This is a genomic window from Streptomyces sp. NPDC093591, assembly GCF_044764885.1.
GTDB lineage: Bacteria > Actinomycetota > Actinomycetes > Streptomycetales > Streptomycetaceae > Streptomyces.
Genome location: NZ_JBIWIY010000027.1, coordinates 35,878 through 55,579 on the forward strand (window position 1 = coordinate 35,878; position 19,702 = coordinate 55,579).

The window sequence follows — 19,702 nt, forward strand, 5'->3', positions numbered from 1 at the left end:
CCCTGAGCCCCTTCCCATGGCTCGTTCACCTCCGGGGCGCCACAGTCGGTGTCGAGGCCACGACCGTGCCCAGCCCTTCGGGCCTCCGCGTGCTCGTACCCTCCACCCCGACGCGCCCCTGCGGCTCTCTCGCGCCGCCCGCGAACGCGGGCTCCGCCGGTCCGTGCGGCACGGGATAGCGGCCGGAACCGAGCGCCCGGCGCAGCCGGTACTCGTCCAGCGGACCGGAGAACGCCATGCCCTGCCCGTGCGTGCACCCCATCGCGCGCAGTGCGACCACCTGTTCCGGCAGGTCCACGCCGTCGGCCACGGACTGCAGCCCGAGGTCGCCGGCGATCCGCAGCAGCCCACTGGTGATCTTGTGCAACCGCGCGGACTCGACGACTCCCTCGACCAGACCGCGGTCGAGCTTGACCACGTCGACGGGCAGCCGGCGCAGGGCCGTGAGCGCCGCGTAACCGCTGCCGAAGCCGTCCAGGGCGACCCGCGCACCGGCTCTGCGCAGGCCGCTCAGGCGGCGCTCCAGTTCGTCCAGCGAGACACGGGGGTCGAGGTCGGACAGCTCGATGATCAGCGACCCGGACGGCAGTCCGTGCCGGGTCAGCAGCGCCTCGATCGAGCCGAGCGGTGTCGACCGGTCCAGCAGCCGGCGCGCGCCCACCCGCACGGCGACGGGTACGGCGAGCCCGGTCGCGGCGCGCTCGGCGGCCTGCTCGACGGCCTCCTCCAGCATCCAGCGGCCCAGCTCGGCGGTCTTGTCGCTGTCCTCGGCCACCCGCAGGAACTCGGCGGGCGTGAACAGCACCCCTTGCGAGGACCGCCAGCGCGCCTGGGTGGCGACCGACGTGATCCGGCCGTCCTCCAGACACACCACCGGCTGGTGCAGCAGCGCGAACTCGCCGTCGTGCAGCGCGGCACGCAGACGCGTGGCCAGCTCCGCCTTGCGTACGACGTCCTGCTGCATCTGCGGCTTGTACAGCTCGACTCGGCCCTTGCCACCCGCCTTGGCGCGGTACATCGCCAGGTCGGCGTTGCGCAGCAGCTCCCCCGCGCCGAGGCCCGGCTCGGCGAAGGCGACGCCGATGGAGGCGTTGACACGGACATCGTTGCCGTCGATGAGGTACGGCTGCGACAGCGTCACTCTGAGGCGGTCGGCGAGCTCCAGGATGTGCCGTTCGCGGGCGGTGCGGTCGCGGGTGTTGTCCCCGGTGATCAGGGCCGCGAACTCGTCGCCGCCCAGCCGGGACGCGGTGTCCCCGCCCCGGACCGCCTCCTGGAGTCTGCGGGCGGCCTGGACGAGCAACTCGTCCCCGGCCTGGTGTCCGATCGTGTCGTTGACGCCCTTGAAGCCGTCGAGGTCGATGAAGAGGACGGCCGTGTTGCGCAGGGCCAGACCCCGGTCGGAGGCACGGCGGCCGGACAGGGCCTGCTGCACGCGCTTGGTGAACAGCGCGCGGTTGGGCAGGTCGGTGAGCGGGTCGTGCTCGGCGTTGTGCTGGAGCTGCGCCTGCAGACGCACTCTTTCGGTCACGTCGCGACTGTTGAAGATGAGGCCGCCGTGGTGGCGGTTGACGGTCGATTCGACGTTGAGCCACCCGTCCTCGCCGGACCGGAAGCGGCACTCGATGCGCGTAGTGGGTTCCTCAAGTGGGCTGGCGGCGAGGAAGCGGCGCACCTCGTGCACCACGCAGCCCAGATCCTCCGGGTGGATGAGATTGGCCAGTTCCGTACCCACCAGCTCCTCGGCGGTGCGGCCGTAGACCCCGGCGGCGGCCGGGGAGACGTACCGGAGGATGCCGTTGGGTGCGGCGATCATGATGACGTCGCTGGAGCCCTGCACCAGGGAGCGGAAGTGGTTCTCCTTCTGCGCGAGCTCCTGGGTGAGGGTGATGTTGTCGAGCAGCATGATGCCCTGGCGCACCACGAGGGCCAGCACGACCGTGCCACCGGTGATGAGCACCACGCGGTCGACGCTGCGACCGTTGAGCACGTTGTAGAGGATCCCCAGCGTGCACACGGCGGCGGCGAGGTACGGCGTGAGTGCGGCCAGGGAGCCGGCGATCGGCCGGTTGGCCGGGTACCGGCTGTGATCACCTCCCTGCGCGGGCGGGTGGTGCTGGCTCGCGCCGCGCTGTCCGGGAACGTGCTCGTGCACCACGCGCGTGTGCCCCGACCCGTCCTGCCGTTCGCCCTCCGCGTTCCGCGGCGCGGCCCACGGGGCGTACGCCAGCAGCAGCGAGCCGGCGAACCAGCCCGCGTCGAGCAGCTGACCGGAGCGGTAGCTGTTGTGCAGCAGCGGCGAGGTGAACAGGGCGTCGCACATCACGGTCAGCGCGAGCGCGCCGATCGCGGTGTTGACCGCGGTGCGGTTCGCCGACGAGCGGCGGAAGTGCAGCGCGAGCACCATGCTGACCAGGGCGATGTCGAGCAGCGGGTAGGCGAGCGAGAGCGCGGTGTGCGCCACGCTCGCCCCGCCGTTCGAGTCGAGCTTGGCCGCCTGGGCGAGCGCGAGGCTCCACGCCAGGGTGAGCAGCGAGCCGCCGATCAGCCAGGCGTCCAGCCCGAGGCAGACCCAGCCGGCCTTCGTCACCGGCCGCTTGGCGAGCACCAGGAGTCCCACGATGGCGGGCGGCGCGAAGCACAGGAAGAACCCGTCGGCGTAGGAGGGACTGGGCACGGGCTGTTCGAGGACGACCTCGTACCACCCCCAGACCAGGTTGCCGAGGGCCGCCATGGCCGAGGAGAGGGCGAACAACAACCAGGCCGGGCGAAACCGGATATGGCGGCTACGGGCGTAGCGGAAGCAGGACACGGCGGCGGCGCCGGCCGCGGCGGCCAGCCCGAAGTCGCCCATGATCAGCGCGACTTGGTCAGAGCCCCAGCCGACCGCGGAACCGACGGCGTATCCCGCGCACAGCAGGGCCAGAACGAGTTGGGGGACGAACCCCGAGCCGCCGCCGAGGGACGGCCGACGGGGCAGCATCGCCGCCGGCGAGGTCTGTGCCCGCAGCGCCCCGTCGAGGGTGGTCGTGGGAGACGGTGGCGCGCTCACCGGGCCCTCCCGGTCCGCGCCGCCCCCGGGTCCCGAGGGTCCCGGTGCGCTGTGTGCGCATGCCGCCTGCGGCTGCTGTGCCTGCGGTGGTGATGGCTGTGACAGCAGCCGTGAGCGCCGTGGTGGCCCCGTCTGCGCGCGGACGTTCGCCAGGGTCGCCGGCGGCGGCCCCGCCGCGTCGGGTCGTTGGTCCATAGGCCGTGCATCGCCCGTCGCCCCCCTCACAAATCTGAAATATCCATCCCCGGCGCCGAACGTACGCGGCGCAACCCCTGTCCGGACGATACACCAGTCTCGTCACTCAGGGACATAGCGCCTCTACGCTCCGTGACGACCAGCGCATATGCGAGTACGGACCGCTTCCGCCGGGTTGCGGAGGGTACTCGAAACGGATTACGCGCCCGTCGTAAGGATCACGTTGCGCAAGGGCTCCCGGTTCACGTAACGACTCAACTGGTCCACCAGCAACCTCTTCGCGCGCGGCAGGAACGCCGACGTCGGCCCGCCCGCATGGGGGCTGATCAGCACGCCCGGCGCACGCCACAGGGGGTGGTCCCGGGGCAGCGGCTCGGGGTCGGTGACGTCCAGGGCGGCGGTGACGCGTCCGGTCTCCAGCTCGGCGAGCAGCGCCTTGGTGTCGACGACCGCTCCACGGGCGACGTTGACCAGGAGCGCGCCGTCCTTCATCCGGGCCAGGAAGTCGGCGTCGACCAGGTGGCGAGTGGTTTCGGTCAGGGGCGTGGACAGGATGACGACGTCCGCCTCGGGGAGCAGGGCGGGCAGTTCGGTGAGCGGATGCACGGGTCCGCGCGCCGTGGTGCGCTCAGAGCGCGCGACGCGCGCCACCCGCGCCAGTTCAAAGGGTGCGAGCCGGTCCTCGATCGCCGCGCCGATGGAGCCGTATCCCACGATGAGGACGCTCTTGTCCGCCAGCGCGGGCCGGAATCCGCCGAGCCACTCCCCCTTGTCCTGCGCCCGCACGAAGTCGGGGACGCCGCGCAGCGAGGCGAGGATCAGCGTGAGGGTCAGCTCGGCGGTGCTCGCCTCGTGCACCCCGCGCGCGTTGCACAGCCGCACGCCCGGCCGCAGGTGCTTGAGGCCCGCCTCCACATGGTCGATGCCGGCGGAGAGGGTCTGCACGACCTGCACCGAGCTCATCTCCGGCAGCGGACGCTGCCCGAGCGCGGGCGCCTTCATGTACGGGACGACGTAGAAGGCGCACCTCGCCGGGTCGGCGGGGAAGTCCTCGGCGCCGTCCCAGAAGCGGTAGTTCGGGCCCTCCGGGAGGCCCTCGATCTCTTGCGCCGGAATGGGGAGCCACACATCAGCAGTCATGGTCAGGAGGCTAGGGCCTTCCCGGCGGATCAGGCCCGGAGAAGGGCAACGGCTCCTGATCACTCGCGTGAGCGGGGTCTGGTGCGTGCAGCCGCAAGGTGGAGGAGGGTGGGAAGGCCCTTGGTCGGGCGAACAGGTGTGCAGAGGTTAGGTTGGGGTGCCGGAAGAGGGAGGGTTACGGCCAGGTGGAGCGCAGGACGTTGGGCGCGGCGGCACTCGCGGTGGGAGCCGTCGGGCTCGGGTGCATGCCGATGAACTGGGCGTACAGCTCGTCGCGGCAGCGGGGCGAGGAATCGCTCAGGGCGGTGCACCGGGCGCTCGATCTGGGTTCGTCGCTGCTGGACACGGCCGACATGTACGGTCCGTTCACCAACGAGCTGCTGCTGGGGCGGGTGTTGAAGGAGCGCCGCCAGGACGCGTTCGTGTCGACCAAGGTCGGCCTGCTGGTGGGTGAACAGCACATCGTGGCCAACGGCCGCCCCGGCTATGTGAAGCGGGCGTGCGACGCCTCGCTGCGCCGCCTGCAGACGGACGTGATCGACCTCTACCAACTGCACCGCGCGGATCCCGAAGTCCCGGTCGAGGAGACGTGGGGCGCGATGGCGGAGCTCGTCCAGGCGGGAAAAGTACGGTCGTTGGGGCTGTGCGCGATGGGTGCGCGGGGCGGACGTCGCTCGGGAACCCGCCTGCACGACGCGACGATCCGCCAGTTGCAGCGGGTCCAGCAGGTCTTTCCGGTGAGCGCCGTACAGGCGGAGCTGTCGGTGTGGTCACCGGAGGCCCTGGAGACGCTGCTGCCATGGTGCGAGGCACGTGACATCGGCTTCCTGGCGGCCATGCCGCTGGGCAACGGTTTCCTCACCGGCACGCTGACCCCGGGCCAGGGCTTCGAGCCGGACGACGTCCGCGCCCGGCACCCGCGCTTCACGGCGGAGATGATGGCGGCGAACCAGCCGATCGTGGCCGGCCTGCGCCGAATAGCCTCCCGGCACGGGGACGGGGTCACGCCCGCGCAGGTGGCGCTGGCGTGGGTGCTGGCACAGGGCCGTCACGTGGTTCCGGTGCCCGGGGCGAAGCAGGAGCGCTGGGTGACCGAGAACGCCGGGGCCGAGGGGGTGCGGCTGACGGCGCAGGACCTGACGGAGATCGCGGAGCTGCCGCGGGCGCTGGGGTCCTGGGACTGAGGTCGCAGCTCGCGGGGGGGGTGGGGTGACGGCGCGGCAAACGTCGGCCTCGGGGACTGGCGTCAGAGCCGTCGGGGCCTGGGCTGATGACACAACGGTCGAGCTTTGGGACTGACAGCACAGCTGTCAGGGGCTGGGACTGACGCACAGCCGTCGAGGGCCTGGACTGACGCACAGCCGTCGAGGCCTGGGACTTACACAGCTGGCGAGCCTGGGACCGACGCCGCTGTCGTCGCGGTCCGGGACTTACGTCACCGCTGTCGGGCCCTCGACCACGGCACGGCGGTCGGGACCTGGACCGACGGCACAGGATCGGGACCTGGACTGACGCCGCACGGATCCTGCACGCGATCCTGGAAGCGACGCCGCGGGGCCCCGGGGCCGGGTCACAGGGGTCCCGAGGCGGCGTTCGCCGGGCTCAGGTCCGGCGCCCCGTGAGGGACGGGACCAGCTGGGGATGGGCGAGGACCGGCCGGCGACCTGGCGAGGACCGGCCGACAACCTGGCGGGAGCCGGGCAGAAGCGGGTGGATGCCGGGGCAGAGGCCGGACGAAGACCGGGCAGAATCGGCCGACGCCAGGCGAGAGCCGGCCGGAAGCGGCCGACGCCAGGAGAGAGCCGGGCGAAAGCGGTGGATGCCGGGCGAGGGCCCAGCAGCGTGATTCAAGGTTCATGGATCGGGAACCTGTGAGGCGCGAGCGGTGTAAGAAAAGTAGAACTCCGCCGCTTCGAAGGGACCTTGATCGTGCAACGTCGAGTTGTGACGGCCGCAATGGCCACGGCCGCGCTCCTGCTGACGGTCGGCTGTTCCTCCGAAGACGGGGGATCACCGGGGCAGGGCGGAAGCGCGGCATCGAGCACCACGGGTTCGGGATCGCCGCCTTCCCGGGCGGCCGAGGAGACCCCGCCGGCACAGGGCTCGGTCAAGGTGCTGCGCACGGTCGCCGAGGGCCTGAACACGCCCTGGGGCCTGGCCCCGCTCCCCGACGGCGACCTGCTCGTCTCCTCCCGCGACGAGGCCACGATCACGCGGGTCGACGGGAAGACGGGCAAGAAGTCCGAGCTGGGCGAGGTGCCAGGGGTGTCACCGGCGGGCGAGGGCGGCCTCATGGGCCTGGCCCTGTCGCCGGACTACGCCTCGGACCACATGATCTACGCGTACTTCACCTCGGCCTCGGACAACCGCATCGTCCGGATGCTGTACGACGAGCAGAAGCCGTCCGGCGAACAATTGGGCGCGCCCGACACGATCTTCAAGGGCATCCCCAAGGGCTTCATCCACAACGGCGGCCGGATCGCCTTCGGCCCGGACAAGATGCTGTACGCGGGCACGGGCGAGAGCGGCGACACGGGCCTGTCCCAGGACAAGGAATCCACGGGCGGCAAGATCCTGCGCCTGACACCGGAAGGTGACCCGGCCCCGGGCAACCCCTTCCCCGACTCCCCCGTGTACTCGTACGGCCACCGGAACGTCCAGGGTCTGGCCTGGGACACCAAACAACGCCTGTTCGCCGCGGAGTTCGGCCAGGACACCTGGGACGAGCTGAACGCGATCAAGCCGGGTGACAACTACGGCTGGCCGGAGGTCGAGGGCAAGTCCGACGACGCCAAGTACCACAACCCACTGGCCCAGTGGGGCACGGACGACGCCTCCCCCAGCGGCATCGCCTACGCCGAGGGCTCCGTCTGGATGGCGGGCCTGAAGGGCCAGCGCCTGTGGCGCGTCCCGCTGAACGGCACCGAGGCGTCGGCGGACCCGCAGGCCTTCCTGGAGAGCCAGTACGGCCGGCTGCGGACGGTGGTGTCGGCGGGCGGCGACAAACTGTGGGTGACGACGAGCAACACGGACGGCCGGGGCAGCCCGAAGGACGGAGACGACAGAATCCTGGAGGTGCAGGTGAGCTGAGGAGGCGCCCTCACTCCTCCCCGTCGTCCTGATCCTCCCCGGCCGACGGCTCAGGCCGCCGTACGAGCACCTTCCCGGACGCGAGATCTATCGGTCCGCGCCCCGGGTCGTTGTCGCCGACGTCCTCACGGGTCAGTTCCAGACGGTTCTCTTCGTCGCGGGTGTGTTTGCGGCCGGGTGCGAAGAGTTCCTCGAACGCGTTGAACACGGAGCCTCCCGGAGCCATCGTCCTTTACAGCGTAAACCTCAGCCGCTCGTCCCAGACCTGAGCGTTTCGGCCGGAAACAGCCCCATCCGATGTGCGACCGCGGCCGCCTCGCCCCTCCCCGAGACGCCGAGTTTCCCCAGGATGTTCGACACATGCACGCTGGCCGTCTTCGGGGAGATGAAGAGTTCTCCGGCGATCTGGCGGTTGGTGCGGCCGGCGGAGACCAGGCGCAGGACGTCTCGTTCCCGGGTGGTGAGGCCCAGGGAGTCGGCCGGGTCGGTCGGGGGCGGGGCCGCGGTGAGGGGGAGGCGGGCTCGCTGGGCCAGGTGGGTCGTGGCATCGGCGAGCGGGCGGGCACCGAGGTGGACGGCGGTGGCTCGGGTCAGGCGGAGCAGTTCCGTGGCGCGGGCGCGCTCGTCCTCACCGCCGATCGCGAGCAGGGCCTCGGCCAGGCGGTGGCGGACCCGGGCGAGGTCGTAGGGGCGCTCCAGGGCTTCGAAGGCGGTGATCACGTCCGACCAGGTGTCGGGGGTGTCCCGGTTCTCGGCACGGGCGAGTTCGGCTCGGGTCCACTTCTCGTAGGCCAGCCACAGGGGTGCGCCGGTGGTGAGCTTGCGGGTGGCCTCGCAGAGCCGTTCCAGGAAGGCGCTGCGGTCCTGCTGCGCGGGCGCGTGGGCGCGGGCGTCGGACTCGACGACGGCGGCGGCCAGCAGCAGCGGCCAGGCGTAGCGCTGGGTGCCGGGCGGGAAACCGGCGCTCAGGACCCGGTCGGTCTCCGCGCGGGCGTCGAGGAGGCGGCCCTCGGCGGCGGCGATGCCGAGGGTGAGGAAGGACATCGGCAGGTTGGTCTGCGGCATGGGGTCATGTGTGCCGTAGGAGGCGCGGGCGGTGCCCAGGTGGCGGGCGGCCTCAGCGAGCTCGCCGCGGGCGAGCGCGAGGCAGGCCAGACTGTTGGATCCGCCGCCGTGCGGCTTTGCGGACTGGCCGGTCCGCTGGGCGTTGACGGCGGCCTGCGCGGCCTCGTCCCAGCGGCCGAGAGAGATCAGTGTCTCGGCGAGGTTCGCCCAAATCCAGGCCTCGGAGTAGCGCAGTCCCATCTCCTGCGTCAGCCGCAGGCCCTCGCGAAGGATGCCGACGGCGTCCCCGGATCGGCCGATGCCTTCCAGGACGGACGGCAGATTCACATGGCTGCGCCCGACCACGGCGGTGAGGCCGCGAGCCAGTACCTCGTCCCTGACCTCGTACATCTGGGCCAGGCCGGCCTCGATGTCGCCGGCGTCGACCATGAGTCCGCCGAGGGTGAGGCGCGCGTTGAGTTCGATGTCCTCGGCGCCCACCATGCGCGCGTACTCGACGGCCCGCTCGGCGGCCGACATGGCGTCGGGGCCGGGGGCCCGCAACATCGACCAGTTGGCCACGGTCGCGAGTACCTCCGCATGCACCTCGGACGGTGGCAGGCCGCGCACCAGGTCCTGGGCGGTGCCGAGTTCCTTCCAGCCGTCGCCGCGGGCCTGCGCCTGGACCAGCCGGGAGCGCTGGACCCAGAACCAGGCGGCGCGCAGAGGGTCGTTCTCGTCCTCCAGCAGGTGCAGGGCCCGCTTGGCGATCTTCAGGGCGCGTTCGCGCTCACCGCAGAGCCGTCCGGCGACGGCGGCCTCGGCCATGAGGTCGAGGTAACGCAGGGGTGTGGTGGCGGGGTCGCAGCCGCAGGGCGGATAGACCTCGGTGTAGTCGACGGGGCGCAGTGTGGCGCGGATGTCCTCGGGGGCGGAGTCCCACAGCTCCATCGCGCGTTCCAGCAGCCGTAGTCGCTCGGAGTGGGCGTGCCTGCGGCGGGCGGTGACGGAGGCGTCCAGGACGGCGGGCAGGGCCTTGGCCGGGTCGTGGGCGTGGTACCAGTAGCTGGCCAGGCGCATGGCGCGCTCGTCGGCCGGGACGAGCGTCGGATCTGCCTCCAGGGCTTGTGCGTAACGGCGGTTGAGGCGGGAGCGTTCGCCGGGCAGCAGGTCGTCGCCGACGGCCTCGCGGACCAGGGAGTGCCGGAAGCGGTAGCCGTCGCCGTCGGGCGCGGCGATGAGGATGTTGGCGTTCACCGCGGCCCGCAGCGCCTCGATGAGGTCGTCCTCGGCGAGCCCCGCGACGGCGGCGAGCAGCCGGTGCTCGACGGTGGAGCCGCCCTCGGCGACGATCCGGGCGACCCGCTGGGCGGCCTCGGGCAGCCCCTCCACCCGCACGAGGAGCAGGTCGCGCAGAGAGTCGGTGAGGCCGGTGCGGCAGCCCTCGTGGGCGGCGACGGCGAGTTCCTCGACGAAGAAGGCGTTGCCGTCGGAGCGTTCGAAGATCTCGTCGACCTGGGCCGGGTCGGGTTCGGCGGCGAGGATGCCGGCGATCTGGCGGCCGACCTCGGCGCGGTTGAGGCGGCCGACTTCGATACGGCGGACCGTGCGCAGCCGGTCGAGTTCGGCGAGGAGCGGACGCAGCGGGTGGCGGCGGTGGATGTCGTCGGAGCGGTAGGTGGCCAGGACGACGAGGCGGCCGGTGCGCAGGGTGCGGAAGAGATAGGCGAGGAGGTGGCGGGTGGAGGCGTCGGCCCAGTGCAGGTCCTCCAGGGCGACGACGACCGTGCGGCCGGTGGCCACGCGCTCCAGCAGGCGGGCGGTGAGTTCGAAGAGGCGGGCCATGCCCTCCTCGTCGGACCGGTCCGTCCCGCGGTACAGAGCCGGATCGCTCAACTCCGGCAGCAGCCGGGCCAGTTCCTCGTCCTGGCCCGCGGCCGCGTCGGCAAGCTCGTCGGGGAGTGCGCGTCGCAGGGCTCGCAGTGCGGTGGAGAACGGCGCGAAGGGCAGCCCGTCGGCACCGATCTCCACGCAGCCGCCGAGCGCGACCACGGCACCCGCGCGGTCGGCCGCAGCGGTGAACTCCTCGACGAGACGCGTCTTGCCGACCCCGGCCTCACCGCCGATCACCAACGCCTGCGGGTCGCCCGCGGCGGCTCGGTCGAGGGCGTCGTTCAGCGTCTCCAACTCGGTTGCGCGGCCGACGAACACGGGGCTTACGGACTGACTCTGCACGGGGCCGAGCATCGCATGCGGCATCGACAGTCCGGCACCGGTTTTCGCCAGGCTCGGCGTCGTTGGCGCCGCCATCTGAGGGCTGCCGCCCCCAGAGCCCCGCTTCTGCCCTGAACAGGCCTCGTCCTCAAACGCCGGACGGGCTGAAATGCCTGCCCTCACCCCCGTGTCCCCCCGCCTTCACGCGGCGCGTGGATGCCGGTGCCTGCGGAGACGCCACGTATGCGCCTCCGCCTCCGCCGAGCCCTCCGCCGCTGCCTCAGCGGAGCGCTTCGCGGCGCGGCGGCCGCGGACGGCCTCGCGGACCAGGCGGTCGTGCTCGGCCTGGCGGATCAGTTCGGCGGCACGGAGGTTCTGGAGTTCGTACTCGTACATGGCGGATCCCTCGTTCTTCCTGGTGAGAGTCGGGTTTCGGGCTCGCTCGGTGCGATGCCTCCACCTTCGTCTCCCAGGCGGGTCCGCCGCATCGGGAGAGTTCCGCATCTTCGGCGGCGGGGGGTGCCTTAGACATGCGTAAGGGGCCTCAGAGCGCCGTCCGATGTGCTTACGGCAGCTCTGAGGCCCCTCGGGACCTGCGGTGTTTCAGCCCACTGACGGCACGCCGAGCAGGACGTCGGTGTACTTGAGTACGGCCAGCAGCAGGCCGATGACGCCCAGCGAGACGCCGCCCCAGGCGACCGACTTGATCCACACGGCCTGCGGCTTGCCGGGCGCCCCGAACGCGGGCCGGGCGAGCACGACGACGCCGACGATCAGCGCGGCGAGCGCGAAGGCGCCGGCCCACAGGGCGGTGGCGTTCCAGGCGTCTCCGTAGCCCTGCTCGAGAAGCTTGGAGACGTTCTGGGACGACGACGTCGACGACTCCAGCTGGGCGTAGAGGGACTGCCGCGCCGAGGCGACCGTACCGAGCCAGCCGCCGCTCAGCGAGACCAGGCCGAGCGCCGCGGAGACCACCGCGCCCGCGCCCTGGCCAACGCCGGAGGGGTCCTCTTCCGTCGCCTCGGCGGCCACCTCTTCCTCGGTCTCGTCGGTCTCCGTCGCCTCGTCGGCGTCGGCGGAGCCGGTGGCGTCGGTCGTCTTGACGACGTCCACCTTCTCCTCGTCGGTCTTCGCCTCGGTGCCGCTTTCGGCGCCGGTCTCGTCCACTGTCTTCGTTCCCATGCCTCGCACCGTACGGACGCTGTCTGAGAGGTCTCTTAATGATCGAGTAATGATCGAGAGGACTCTTAATGGTCGTTGTGGGCGGCACGCGCGCGTGCCTCACGCCACTCGGGGGCCAGGATCGACCACACCTCGAGGTCGTGCCGCACCCCACGATAGGGGTAGCTCTCCCGCCGCACTCCCTCGCGGGTCATGCCGAGCCGCCGGGCCACGTTCAGGCTCGGCGTATTGCCGGCGGAGGCGATCCACTCGACGCGGTGGATGCCGCGCTGCTCGATCGCGAAGTCGATGAGCACGCGCATCGCACGCGTGACGAGCCCGCGCCCGGTGCCCGCGGGTTCCAGCCAGCAGCCGACCTCGCAGTTGGCGTTCTCCGCGTCGAAGTTGAGGAAGAGCACGCCGCCCACGAGTTTTCCGTCCAGCCAGATGCCGTGCAGGGATGCGGTGTCGGCGGCGCGCATGTCGGCGTAGCGCTGGAGTGCCTCGCGCGCGGAGTCCACGTCGACGGCCTTGGAGCCGAAGGGGATGAACTGGTTGATGAAGTCCCTCCCCCGCTCCAGGTGGGCGAGGAACTCCTCGGCGTGCCACAGCTCCAGGGGCCGCAGTTCGGCGCCCTCGTCACCCAGCGATATCGCGTACATCCCGGTGTCGCTCCTCCCCCGCCAGCACGTCCGCCACCTCGGCGTCCGTCACGGCGGCCAGCCTCTCATGGGCGGCACGGGACTCGGGAGGCTCGATGCTGATGCGGGGCATGCGCTGGTCGAGCCAGCGGGGCAGCCACCAGTTGGCGCCGCCGAGCATGTGCATCAGGGCGGGGACGAGGAGGGTACGCAGGACGAAGGCGTCCAGGGCGACGGCTGCGGCCAGCGCGATGCCGAACATGGCGATCACCCGGTCGCCGCTGAGGACGAAGGCGAGGAACACCGAGATCATGATGACCGCGGCGGAGTTGATCACGCGGCTGGTCTCGGCGAGACCGACCCGGACGGCCCGCCGGTTGTCGCCGGTCTCCAGCCACTCCTCGTACATCCGGCTGACGAGGAAGACCTGGTAGTCCATGGAGAGGCCGAACAGCACCGACACCATGATGACCGGCAGGAAGGGCTCGATCGGACCCGCGCGGCCCAGCCCCAGCAGCTCGCTCCCCCAGCCCCACTGGAAGATCGCGACGACGACGCCGAAGGCGGCGGCGACCGCGGCCACGTTCATCACCGCGGCCTTCAGCGGTATGCCGACGGACCGGAAGGCGAGCAGGAGCAGCAGACAGCCCAGGCCGATGACGACACCGACGAACAGCGGCAGCTTGCCGACGATCACGTCGGCGAAGTCGTCGTAGCCGGCCGTCATGCCTCCGACGTGCACATCGAGCGAGGTGCCGGTCTCGGCGCGCGGCAGGACCTCGGAGCGCAGCCGGTCGACGAGGTCGCTGGTCTGCTGCGACTGCGGGGAGGACTCCGGTACGACGGTGAGGTACGCGGTGTCGCCGCCGGCGTTGTACGTCACCGGGGTCACCGACGCGACGCCTTCAGTGGTGCGCAGGGTGGCGTCGAGGTTGTCGAGGGCGAGCTTGTCGTCGCCGCCGTCGACCTCGGTGACCAGGGTGAGGGGGCCGTTCACGCCGGGGCCGAAGCCTTCGGCGAGGAGGTCGTAGGCCTGGCGGGTGGTGGAGGACTCGGGGTTGTTGCCCTGGTCGGAGGTGCCGAGGCGCAGGCCGAGGGTGGGCAGGGCGAGGACCGTGATGACGGCCAGGGCGATCGCGCCGAGCGCCTTGGGGTGGCGCTCCACGAACGCCGACCAGCGGGCGGCGAACCCGGTCGGCAGCTCGGGCTCGGGCCCGTGCTCCGCCAGTCGGCGCCGCTCGCGGCGGCTCAGGGCGCGCATGCCGATGAAGGACAGCAGGGCGGGCAGGAGGGTCACAGAGGCGGCGACCGTCAGAACCACGGTGAGGGACGCGGCTATCGCGACGCCGTTGAGGAAGCCGAGCCGGAGGATCAGCATCCCGAGGAGGGCGATGCACACCGTGGCACCCGCGAACACGACCGCGCGTCCGGTGGTCGCCACGGCGTTGGTGATCGACTCGGTGACGGACAGCCCGCGTTTCAGGCCGCGCCGGTGCCGGGTGACGATGAACAGCGCGTAGTCGATGCCGACGCCGAGCCCGATGAGCATCCCGAGCATGGGGGCGAAGTCGGCGACGGTCATGGCGTGCCCGAGCAGCACGATCCCGGCGTACGCGGTGCCGACGCCGACCAGCGCGGTGGCGATGGGCAGCAGTGAGGCGGCGAGCGAGCCAAAGGCGAGGAACAGCACGAGGGCGGCGACGGCCACCCCGACGACCTCGGCGAGATGCCCGCCCGGGGACTCGGTGAGTCCGACGGCACTGCCGCCCAGCTCCACCTGGAGTCCGTCGGCCTCGGCTGCCTTGGCCGCGCTCACCACGGCCTGCGCCTCGCCCTTGTCGAGGGTCTCGGCGCCGGAGTCGAAGGTGACGGTGGCGTACGCCGTGTGCCCGTCCTCGCTTATCTGGGCGGCGCCCTGCTTGCCGTACGGGCTGCCCACGGCCGCGACGCCGGGCAGGTCCGCGATCTCGTCCAGGGTGCGCGTCATGGTCTGTTCGACGTCGGCGGCGCGGACCGTGCCGGACCCGGTGTGCCAGACAACGGTGTCGCTGTCGCCGCCGAGGCCGGGGAAACCGTCCTGGAGGAGCTGGGTGGCGCGGCCCGACTCGGTCCCGGGGACCTCGTAGTCGTTCGAGTACGCGGAGCCCGTGACGGCGGCGGCCGCGCTCACCCCGCCGAAGGCCAGCAGCCACAGCAGGAGGGGGAGGAGGCGGCGTTGTACACACCAGCGTGCAAGGGCTGCCACGAACGAGCTCCCAGGGACGATTTATGGATCTTTGACCGGGAACAGTCGTTCATGAAGTGAACAGCCCGCAAAGAACGCGTGAGCGATGTGAAGCAAACTCTCGCAGGCGAAAATGATCGTTTGCCGCGTTCGTGGGGTTATTCACACGAGTGGGAGGCAGATCACAGGACAGTAACGGCCACTCTGTCGTTCGTGAGTGACGCCTTTCACATCCGTTCAGTCAGTTCACATCAGTTCACATCAGTTCACGTCAGTCGAACTGATCCCCCAGCGCCATCACCATCACGCCGGTCACAAGCAGCCACAGCGCCCGGCGCGTACGACCCCGCGAGCCGAGGAAGGCCGCGAGCGCACACACGGCGGCGCCGAGCGCATAGGCGGCCGGGACGAGGGCCGGCGCGGATCCGGTGGCCCGTATAGCCGACGCGGACAGTCCGGCGAGGGTCAGCAGCACCCCGGCGGCAGCAGCCGTCCAGCGGGCCCGCCGCGCCACCTGTGCGGGGTCCTCGACGTCCTCCAGTTCCTCGACGCGCTCGCCCTCGGGCGCCTCGGTCCGGTCCTCCCTCGTCTCGGATATCTCGGAATCACCGCGTCCACTCATGGCGGGCGAGCGTAGCGCGTCGCGCTGAGAAACCGGATGCGGGTCCGCGGAGCGGGCTGCTAGCTTCCGAAGGTCAGCCGTTGCCGCGGCACATCGCCGCCGACCTGGGCAGGTGCATTGTTTGAGCGTCCGGCCGAGCTCCTCCGTATCCCTTTCCGTCTTCCAGGACTCAAGGAGCCCGTTCACCGATGCCAGACATCACCCCGAGGACCTCGAGTGAGGACCTCACCCAGCGGCTGACCCACGCCCGCTACCCGCGCAGCAACAGCTACGACGTCCGCTGGGTCATCGAGAACCAGATGGGCCCGAACGCGCTGTGGCTGCTGGAGTGGCTGGCCCCCGCCCTCGGCCTGGACGCCCTGCGCCCCTGCGCCCGCGTCCTTGACCTGGGCTGCGGCCGGGCGATGACCTCGGTCTTCCTGGCCCGGGAGTTCCACGCCCAGGTCACCGCGGCCGACCTGTGGATCAAGCCGGACGAGAACGCGCGGCGCATCTCCGAGGCCGGTTTCGCCGACCGTGTGCTGCCCGTGCACACCGAGGCGCACGACCTGCCGTTCGCCGAGAGCAGCTTCGACGCGATCGTGAGCATCGACGCGTACCAGTACTTCGGTACGAACGACCTGTATCTGCCCACGCTGACCCGGCTGCTCAAGCCGGGCGGGCGGATCGGGATCGTCGTACCGGCCCTGCGTGAGGAGCCGGACGGCATCGAGCCGCCGGAACATCTCAAGCAGTGGTGGCAGCCCGACTTCTGGTGCTTCCACACCGCCGACTGGTGGCGTCGGCACTGGGCGCGCAGTGGCGCCGTCGAGGTCGAGACGGCCGACTGGCAGCCGGACGGCTGGCGGGACTGGCTGCTGTGGTGCGAGGTGATCGCCGAGGAGAGCCCGTCGGAGTTCCATCGCACCATGGCCCGCGAGGTCGGTGAGATGGTGCGGGCGGACGAGGGCCGCACGCTGGGCTTCGTACGGGTCGTAGGACGCCGCCGCTGAGAACGCGCCGAGGGGGACGCACCGGTTGCGGCGCGTCCCCCTCGGTTTGCCGAAAGAGCCTCAGCCCTCGCTGACGCCCAGCTTCTCCAAGATCAGCTCCTTGACGCGGGCCGCGTCGGCCTGACCGCGGGTCGCCTTCATGACCGCGCCGACCAGGGCGCCGGCCGCGGCCACCTTGCCGCCGCGGATCTTGTCGGCGATGCCCGGGTTGCCGGCGATGGCCTCCTCGACGGCGGTGGTCAGGGCGCCCTCGTCGGAGACGACCTTCAGACCGCGCTTGTCGACGACCTCGTCCGGGGTGCCTTCGCCCGCGAGAACGCCCTCGATGACCTGGCGGGCCAGCTTGTCGTTCAGGTCACCCTTCGAGACCAGCTCGGTGACCCGGGCGACCTGCGCCGGGGTGATGGCCAGCTCGTCCAGCGACTTGCCCGACTCGTTGGCGCTGCGGGCGAGTTCGCCCATCCACCACTTGCGGGCGGACGCGGCGTCGGCACCGGCGTCGATCGTGGCGACGATCGGCTCCAGGGCGCCGGCGTTCAGGATCGCCTGCATGTCGGTGGCCGAGATGCCCCACTCCGCGAGGAGCCGGGTACGACGGGCCAGCGGCAGCTCGGGAAGCGCCGCCCGGATCTCCTCGACCCACTCACGCGAGGGGGCCACCGGCACCAGGTCCGGCTCGGGGAAGTACCGGTAGTCCTCGGCCTCCTCCTTCACGCGGCCCGAGGTCGTCGACCCCGTGTCCTCGTGGAAGTGCCGGGTCTCCTGGATGATCGTCCCGCCGCCGCTCAGCACGGCCGCGTGACGCTGGATCTCGTAACGGGCCGCACGCTCCACGGACCGCAGCGAGTTGACGTTCTTCGTCTCCGAGCGGGTGCCGAACTTCTCGGTGCCGTTCGGGCGCAGCGACAGGTTCACGTCGCAGCGCATCTGGCCCATCTCCATGCGGGCCTCGGAGACGCCGAGCGCCTTGATGAGCTCGCGCAGCTCACGGACGTACGCCTTCGCCACCTCGGGGGCGCGCTCGCCCGCGCCGACGATCGGCTTGGTGACGATCTCGATGAGCGGGATGCCGGCGCGGTTGTAGTCGAGCAGCGAGTGCGAGGCGCCGTGGATACGGCCCGTCGCGCCGCCCACGTGGGTGGACTTGCCGGTGTCCTCCTCCATGTGGGCGCGCTCGATCTCCACGCGGAAGGTCTCGCCGTCCTCCAGCTGGACGTCGAGGTAGCCGTTGAAGGCGATCGGCTCGTCGTACTGGGAGGTCTGGAAGTTCTTCGGCATGTCCGGATAGAAGTAGTTCTTCCGGGCGAAGCGGCACCACTCGGCGATCTCGCAGTTCAGCGCGAGACCGATCTTGATCGCGGACTCGACGCCGGTCGCGTTGACGACCGGGAGCGCGCCGGGCAGGCCGAGGCAGACGGGGCAGGTCTGCGTGTTGGCGTCCTGACCGAGGGCGGTCGAACAGCCGCAGAACATCTTGGTCTTGGTGCCGAGTTCGACATGGACCTCGAGGCCCATGACGGGGTCGTACGACGCGAGTGCGTCCTCGTACGACACCAGGTCGGTCGTGGTGGTCACGGTGAAACTTCCCTCTCAGCCCAGCAGGACGTCGTCGTCGCCCAGCCGCTTCAGCTCGCGGTAGAGGATGGCGAGGCCGGTGACGATCGCGGTGGCGGACACGGCGGCGTCGATCAGACGCAGCGTGTCGCTCTCGACGCGGGCCTTCTTGGCCTGCTTGACGACGTTGACCGCACCGAACGCGGTGGTGGCCATGGACAGGTACAGGCCGGACTTGGACTTCTTGAAGCCCTTGGCCTTGGACATTGCCTTGCTCACAGCGACGGAGCCTCCTCGATCAGCGGGTGACCCCACTTTTCCACGAAGGCCGCCTCGACGGCCGCCCCGACCTTGTACAGCCGGTCGTCCTTCATCGCCGGGGCGATGATCTGCAGGCCGACCGGGAGGTTGTCCTCCGGGGCGAGACCGCAGGGCAGCGACATGGCCGCGTTGCCCGCGAGGTTCGTCGGGATGGTGCACAGGTCGGCGAGGTACATCGCCATCGGGTCGTCGGCGCGCTCGCCGATCGGGAAGGCGGTGGTCGGCGTCGTCGGGGAGACGATCACGTCGACCTGCTCGAAGGCCTTCTCGAAGTCGCGGGTGATGAGCGTGCGGACCTTCTGGGCGCTGCCGTAGTACGCGTCGTAGTAGCCGGAGCTGAGCGCGTACGTGCCAAGCATGATGCGGCGCTTCACCTCGGGGCCGAAGCCCGCCTCACGGGTGAGGGAGGTGACCTCCTCGGCGGAGTGCGTGCCGTCGTCGCCGGTCCGCAGGCCGTAGCGCAGGCCGTCGAAGCGGGCGAGGTTGGAGGAGCACTCGGAGGGCGCGATCAGGTAGTACGCCGACAGCGCGAGGTCGAAGGACGGGCAGTCCAGTTCGACGATCTCGGCGCCCAGTTCCTTGAGCAGGGCGACGGACTCGTCGAAACGCTGGATGACTCCGGCCTGGTAGCCCTCGCCGCGGAACTGCTTGACGACGCCGACGCGCATGCCCTGGACGCTGCCGTTGCGGGCGGCCTCGACGACCGGCGGGACCGGGGCGTCGATGGACGTGGAGTCGAGCGGGTCGTGCCCGGCGATGACCTCGTGCAGCAGGGCCGCGTCCAGGACCGTACGGGCGCAGGGCCCGCCCTGGTCGAGGGAGGACGAGAAGGCGACCATGCCGTAACGGGACACGGCCCCGTACGTCGGCTTCACACCGACCGTGCCGGTGACGGCGGCCGGCTGGCGGATGGAGCCGCCGGTGTCGGTGCCGATGGCGAGGGGCGCCTGGAAGGAGGCGAGCGCGGCGGAGGAGCCACCGCCCGAACCACCGGGGATCTTGGTGAGGTCCCAGGGGTTGCCGGTCGGGCCGTAGGCGCTGTTCTCGGTGGAGGACCCCATGGCGAACTCGTCCATGTTGGTCTTGCCGAGGATGACGACGTCAGCGGCCTTGAGCTTCTTGGTGAGGGTGGCGTCGTACGGCGGAATCCACCCCTCCAGGATCTTCGAACCGACGGTCGTCGGAACGCCCTCGGTGGTGAAGATGTCCTTCAGCGCGAGGGGAACGCCGGCCAGCGGACCGAGCTTCTCGCCCTTGGCCCGCTTCTCGTCGACGGCACGGGCCTGGGCCAGGGCGCCCTCGCGGTCGACGTGCAGGAAGGCGTGCACCTTCTCGTCGACGGCCTCGATGCGGGCGAGGTGGGCCTCGGCGACCTGGACCGCGGTGAGCTCGCCGGAGGCGATCTTCGCGGCGGTCTCGGCGGCCGTGAGCTTGATGATGTCCGTCATGACT

General features: G+C 71.0%; 15 protein-coding genes. 3 read left to right on the top strand and 12 right to left on the bottom strand.

The window, feature by feature from the left end; translation table 11 throughout:
* Positions 1 to 25: 25 nt before the first annotated feature.
* Positions 26 to 3,052: a putative bifunctional diguanylate cyclase/phosphodiesterase gene (locus ACIREI_RS41850; RefSeq protein WP_403345028.1), complete on the bottom strand. Its 3,027-nt coding sequence runs from the start codon at positions 3,050 to 3,052 to the stop codon at positions 26 to 28.
* Between the two features lie 393 nt (positions 3,053 to 3,445).
* On the bottom strand, positions 3,446 to 4,387 hold the full coding sequence (locus tag ACIREI_RS41855) for a 2-hydroxyacid dehydrogenase (protein WP_403345030.1): 942 nt from the start codon (positions 4,385 to 4,387) through the stop codon (positions 3,446 to 3,448).
* A gap of 185 nt (positions 4,388 to 4,572) precedes the next feature.
* Between ACIREI_RS41855 and ACIREI_RS41860 the strand changes: the two genes are divergently transcribed.
* On the top strand, positions 4,573 to 5,571 hold the full coding sequence (locus tag ACIREI_RS41860) for an aldo/keto reductase (protein ID WP_403345032.1): 999 nt from the start codon (positions 4,573 to 4,575) through the stop codon (positions 5,569 to 5,571).
* Positions 5,572 to 6,343: 772 nt separating this feature from the next.
* Positions 6,344 to 7,477, top strand: coding sequence for a PQQ-dependent sugar dehydrogenase (locus tag ACIREI_RS41865; RefSeq protein ID WP_403345149.1), 1,134 nt, complete (start codon positions 6,344 to 6,346; stop codon positions 7,475 to 7,477).
* A 10-nt stretch (positions 7,478 to 7,487) separates the two neighbouring features.
* Here the strand turns inward: ACIREI_RS41865 and ACIREI_RS41870 are convergent, their stop codons facing one another.
* From ACIREI_RS41870 to ACIREI_RS41900, 7 genes are all read right to left on the bottom strand, one after another.
* Positions 7,488 to 7,685 (bottom strand): DUF6191 domain-containing protein, encoded by a 198-nt coding sequence (locus ACIREI_RS41870; RefSeq protein ID WP_403345033.1) that lies wholly within the window; start codon positions 7,683 to 7,685, stop codon positions 7,488 to 7,490.
* A 38-nt stretch (positions 7,686 to 7,723) separates the two neighbouring features.
* Complete coding sequence (locus ACIREI_RS41875) at positions 7,724 to 10,768, bottom strand: AAA family ATPase (protein WP_403345151.1); 3,045 nt, start codon at positions 10,766 to 10,768, stop codon at positions 7,724 to 7,726.
* A 168-nt stretch (positions 10,769 to 10,936) separates the two neighbouring features.
* Positions 10,937 to 11,131, bottom strand: coding sequence for a hypothetical protein (locus ACIREI_RS41880; protein WP_403345035.1), 195 nt, complete (start codon positions 11,129 to 11,131; stop codon positions 10,937 to 10,939).
* A 207-nt stretch (positions 11,132 to 11,338) separates the two neighbouring features.
* Positions 11,339 to 11,917: a hypothetical protein gene (locus tag ACIREI_RS41885; RefSeq protein ID WP_403345037.1), complete on the bottom strand. Its 579-nt coding sequence runs from the start codon at positions 11,915 to 11,917 to the stop codon at positions 11,339 to 11,341.
* A 65-nt stretch (positions 11,918 to 11,982) separates the two neighbouring features.
* The gene (locus ACIREI_RS41890; RefSeq protein WP_403345039.1) at positions 11,983 to 12,558 is read right to left on the bottom strand and encodes a GNAT family N-acetyltransferase; all 576 of its coding nucleotides are present in this window, start codon (positions 12,556 to 12,558) and stop codon (positions 11,983 to 11,985) included.
* The gene (locus ACIREI_RS41895) at positions 12,536 to 14,782 is read right to left on the bottom strand and encodes an MMPL family transporter (RefSeq protein ID WP_403345041.1); all 2,247 of its coding nucleotides are present in this window, start codon (positions 14,780 to 14,782) and stop codon (positions 12,536 to 12,538) included. Before ACIREI_RS41895 ends, ACIREI_RS41890 begins: the two co-directional genes overlap by 23 nt.
* 250 nt (positions 14,783 to 15,032) lie before the next feature.
* A complete protein-coding gene (locus tag ACIREI_RS41900; RefSeq protein ID WP_403345043.1) occupies positions 15,033 to 15,383 on the bottom strand; it encodes a hypothetical protein in 351 nt (116 codons plus the stop codon).
* A 188-nt stretch (positions 15,384 to 15,571) separates the two neighbouring features.
* Here ACIREI_RS41900 and ACIREI_RS41905 point away from each other — a divergent pair, with 188 nt between their 5' ends.
* Positions 15,572 to 16,375, top strand: a complete 804-nt coding sequence (locus ACIREI_RS41905; RefSeq protein WP_403345045.1) for an SAM-dependent methyltransferase — start codon at positions 15,572 to 15,574, stop codon at positions 16,373 to 16,375.
* Positions 16,376 to 16,435: 60 nt separating this feature from the next.
* Here ACIREI_RS41905 and gatB read toward each other — a convergent pair whose 3' ends face one another.
* From gatB to gatA, 3 genes are read right to left on the bottom strand one after another with little or no spacing between them, the layout of a single operon-like run.
* The gene (gene gatB / locus ACIREI_RS41910) at positions 16,436 to 17,950 is read right to left on the bottom strand and encodes an Asp-tRNA(Asn)/Glu-tRNA(Gln) amidotransferase subunit GatB (RefSeq protein ID WP_403345047.1); all 1,515 of its coding nucleotides are present in this window, start codon (positions 17,948 to 17,950) and stop codon (positions 16,436 to 16,438) included.
* Positions 17,951 to 17,965: 15 nt separating this feature from the next.
* Positions 17,966 to 18,208: a hypothetical protein gene (locus tag ACIREI_RS41915; RefSeq protein WP_078916136.1), complete on the bottom strand. Its 243-nt coding sequence runs from the start codon at positions 18,206 to 18,208 to the stop codon at positions 17,966 to 17,968.
* Positions 18,205 to 19,698 (bottom strand): Asp-tRNA(Asn)/Glu-tRNA(Gln) amidotransferase subunit GatA, encoded by a 1,494-nt coding sequence (gatA, locus tag ACIREI_RS41920; RefSeq protein WP_403345050.1) that lies wholly within the window; start codon positions 19,696 to 19,698, stop codon positions 18,205 to 18,207. Before gatA ends, ACIREI_RS41915 begins: the two co-directional genes overlap by 4 nt.
* Between the last annotated feature and the right edge of the window lie 4 nt (positions 19,699 to 19,702).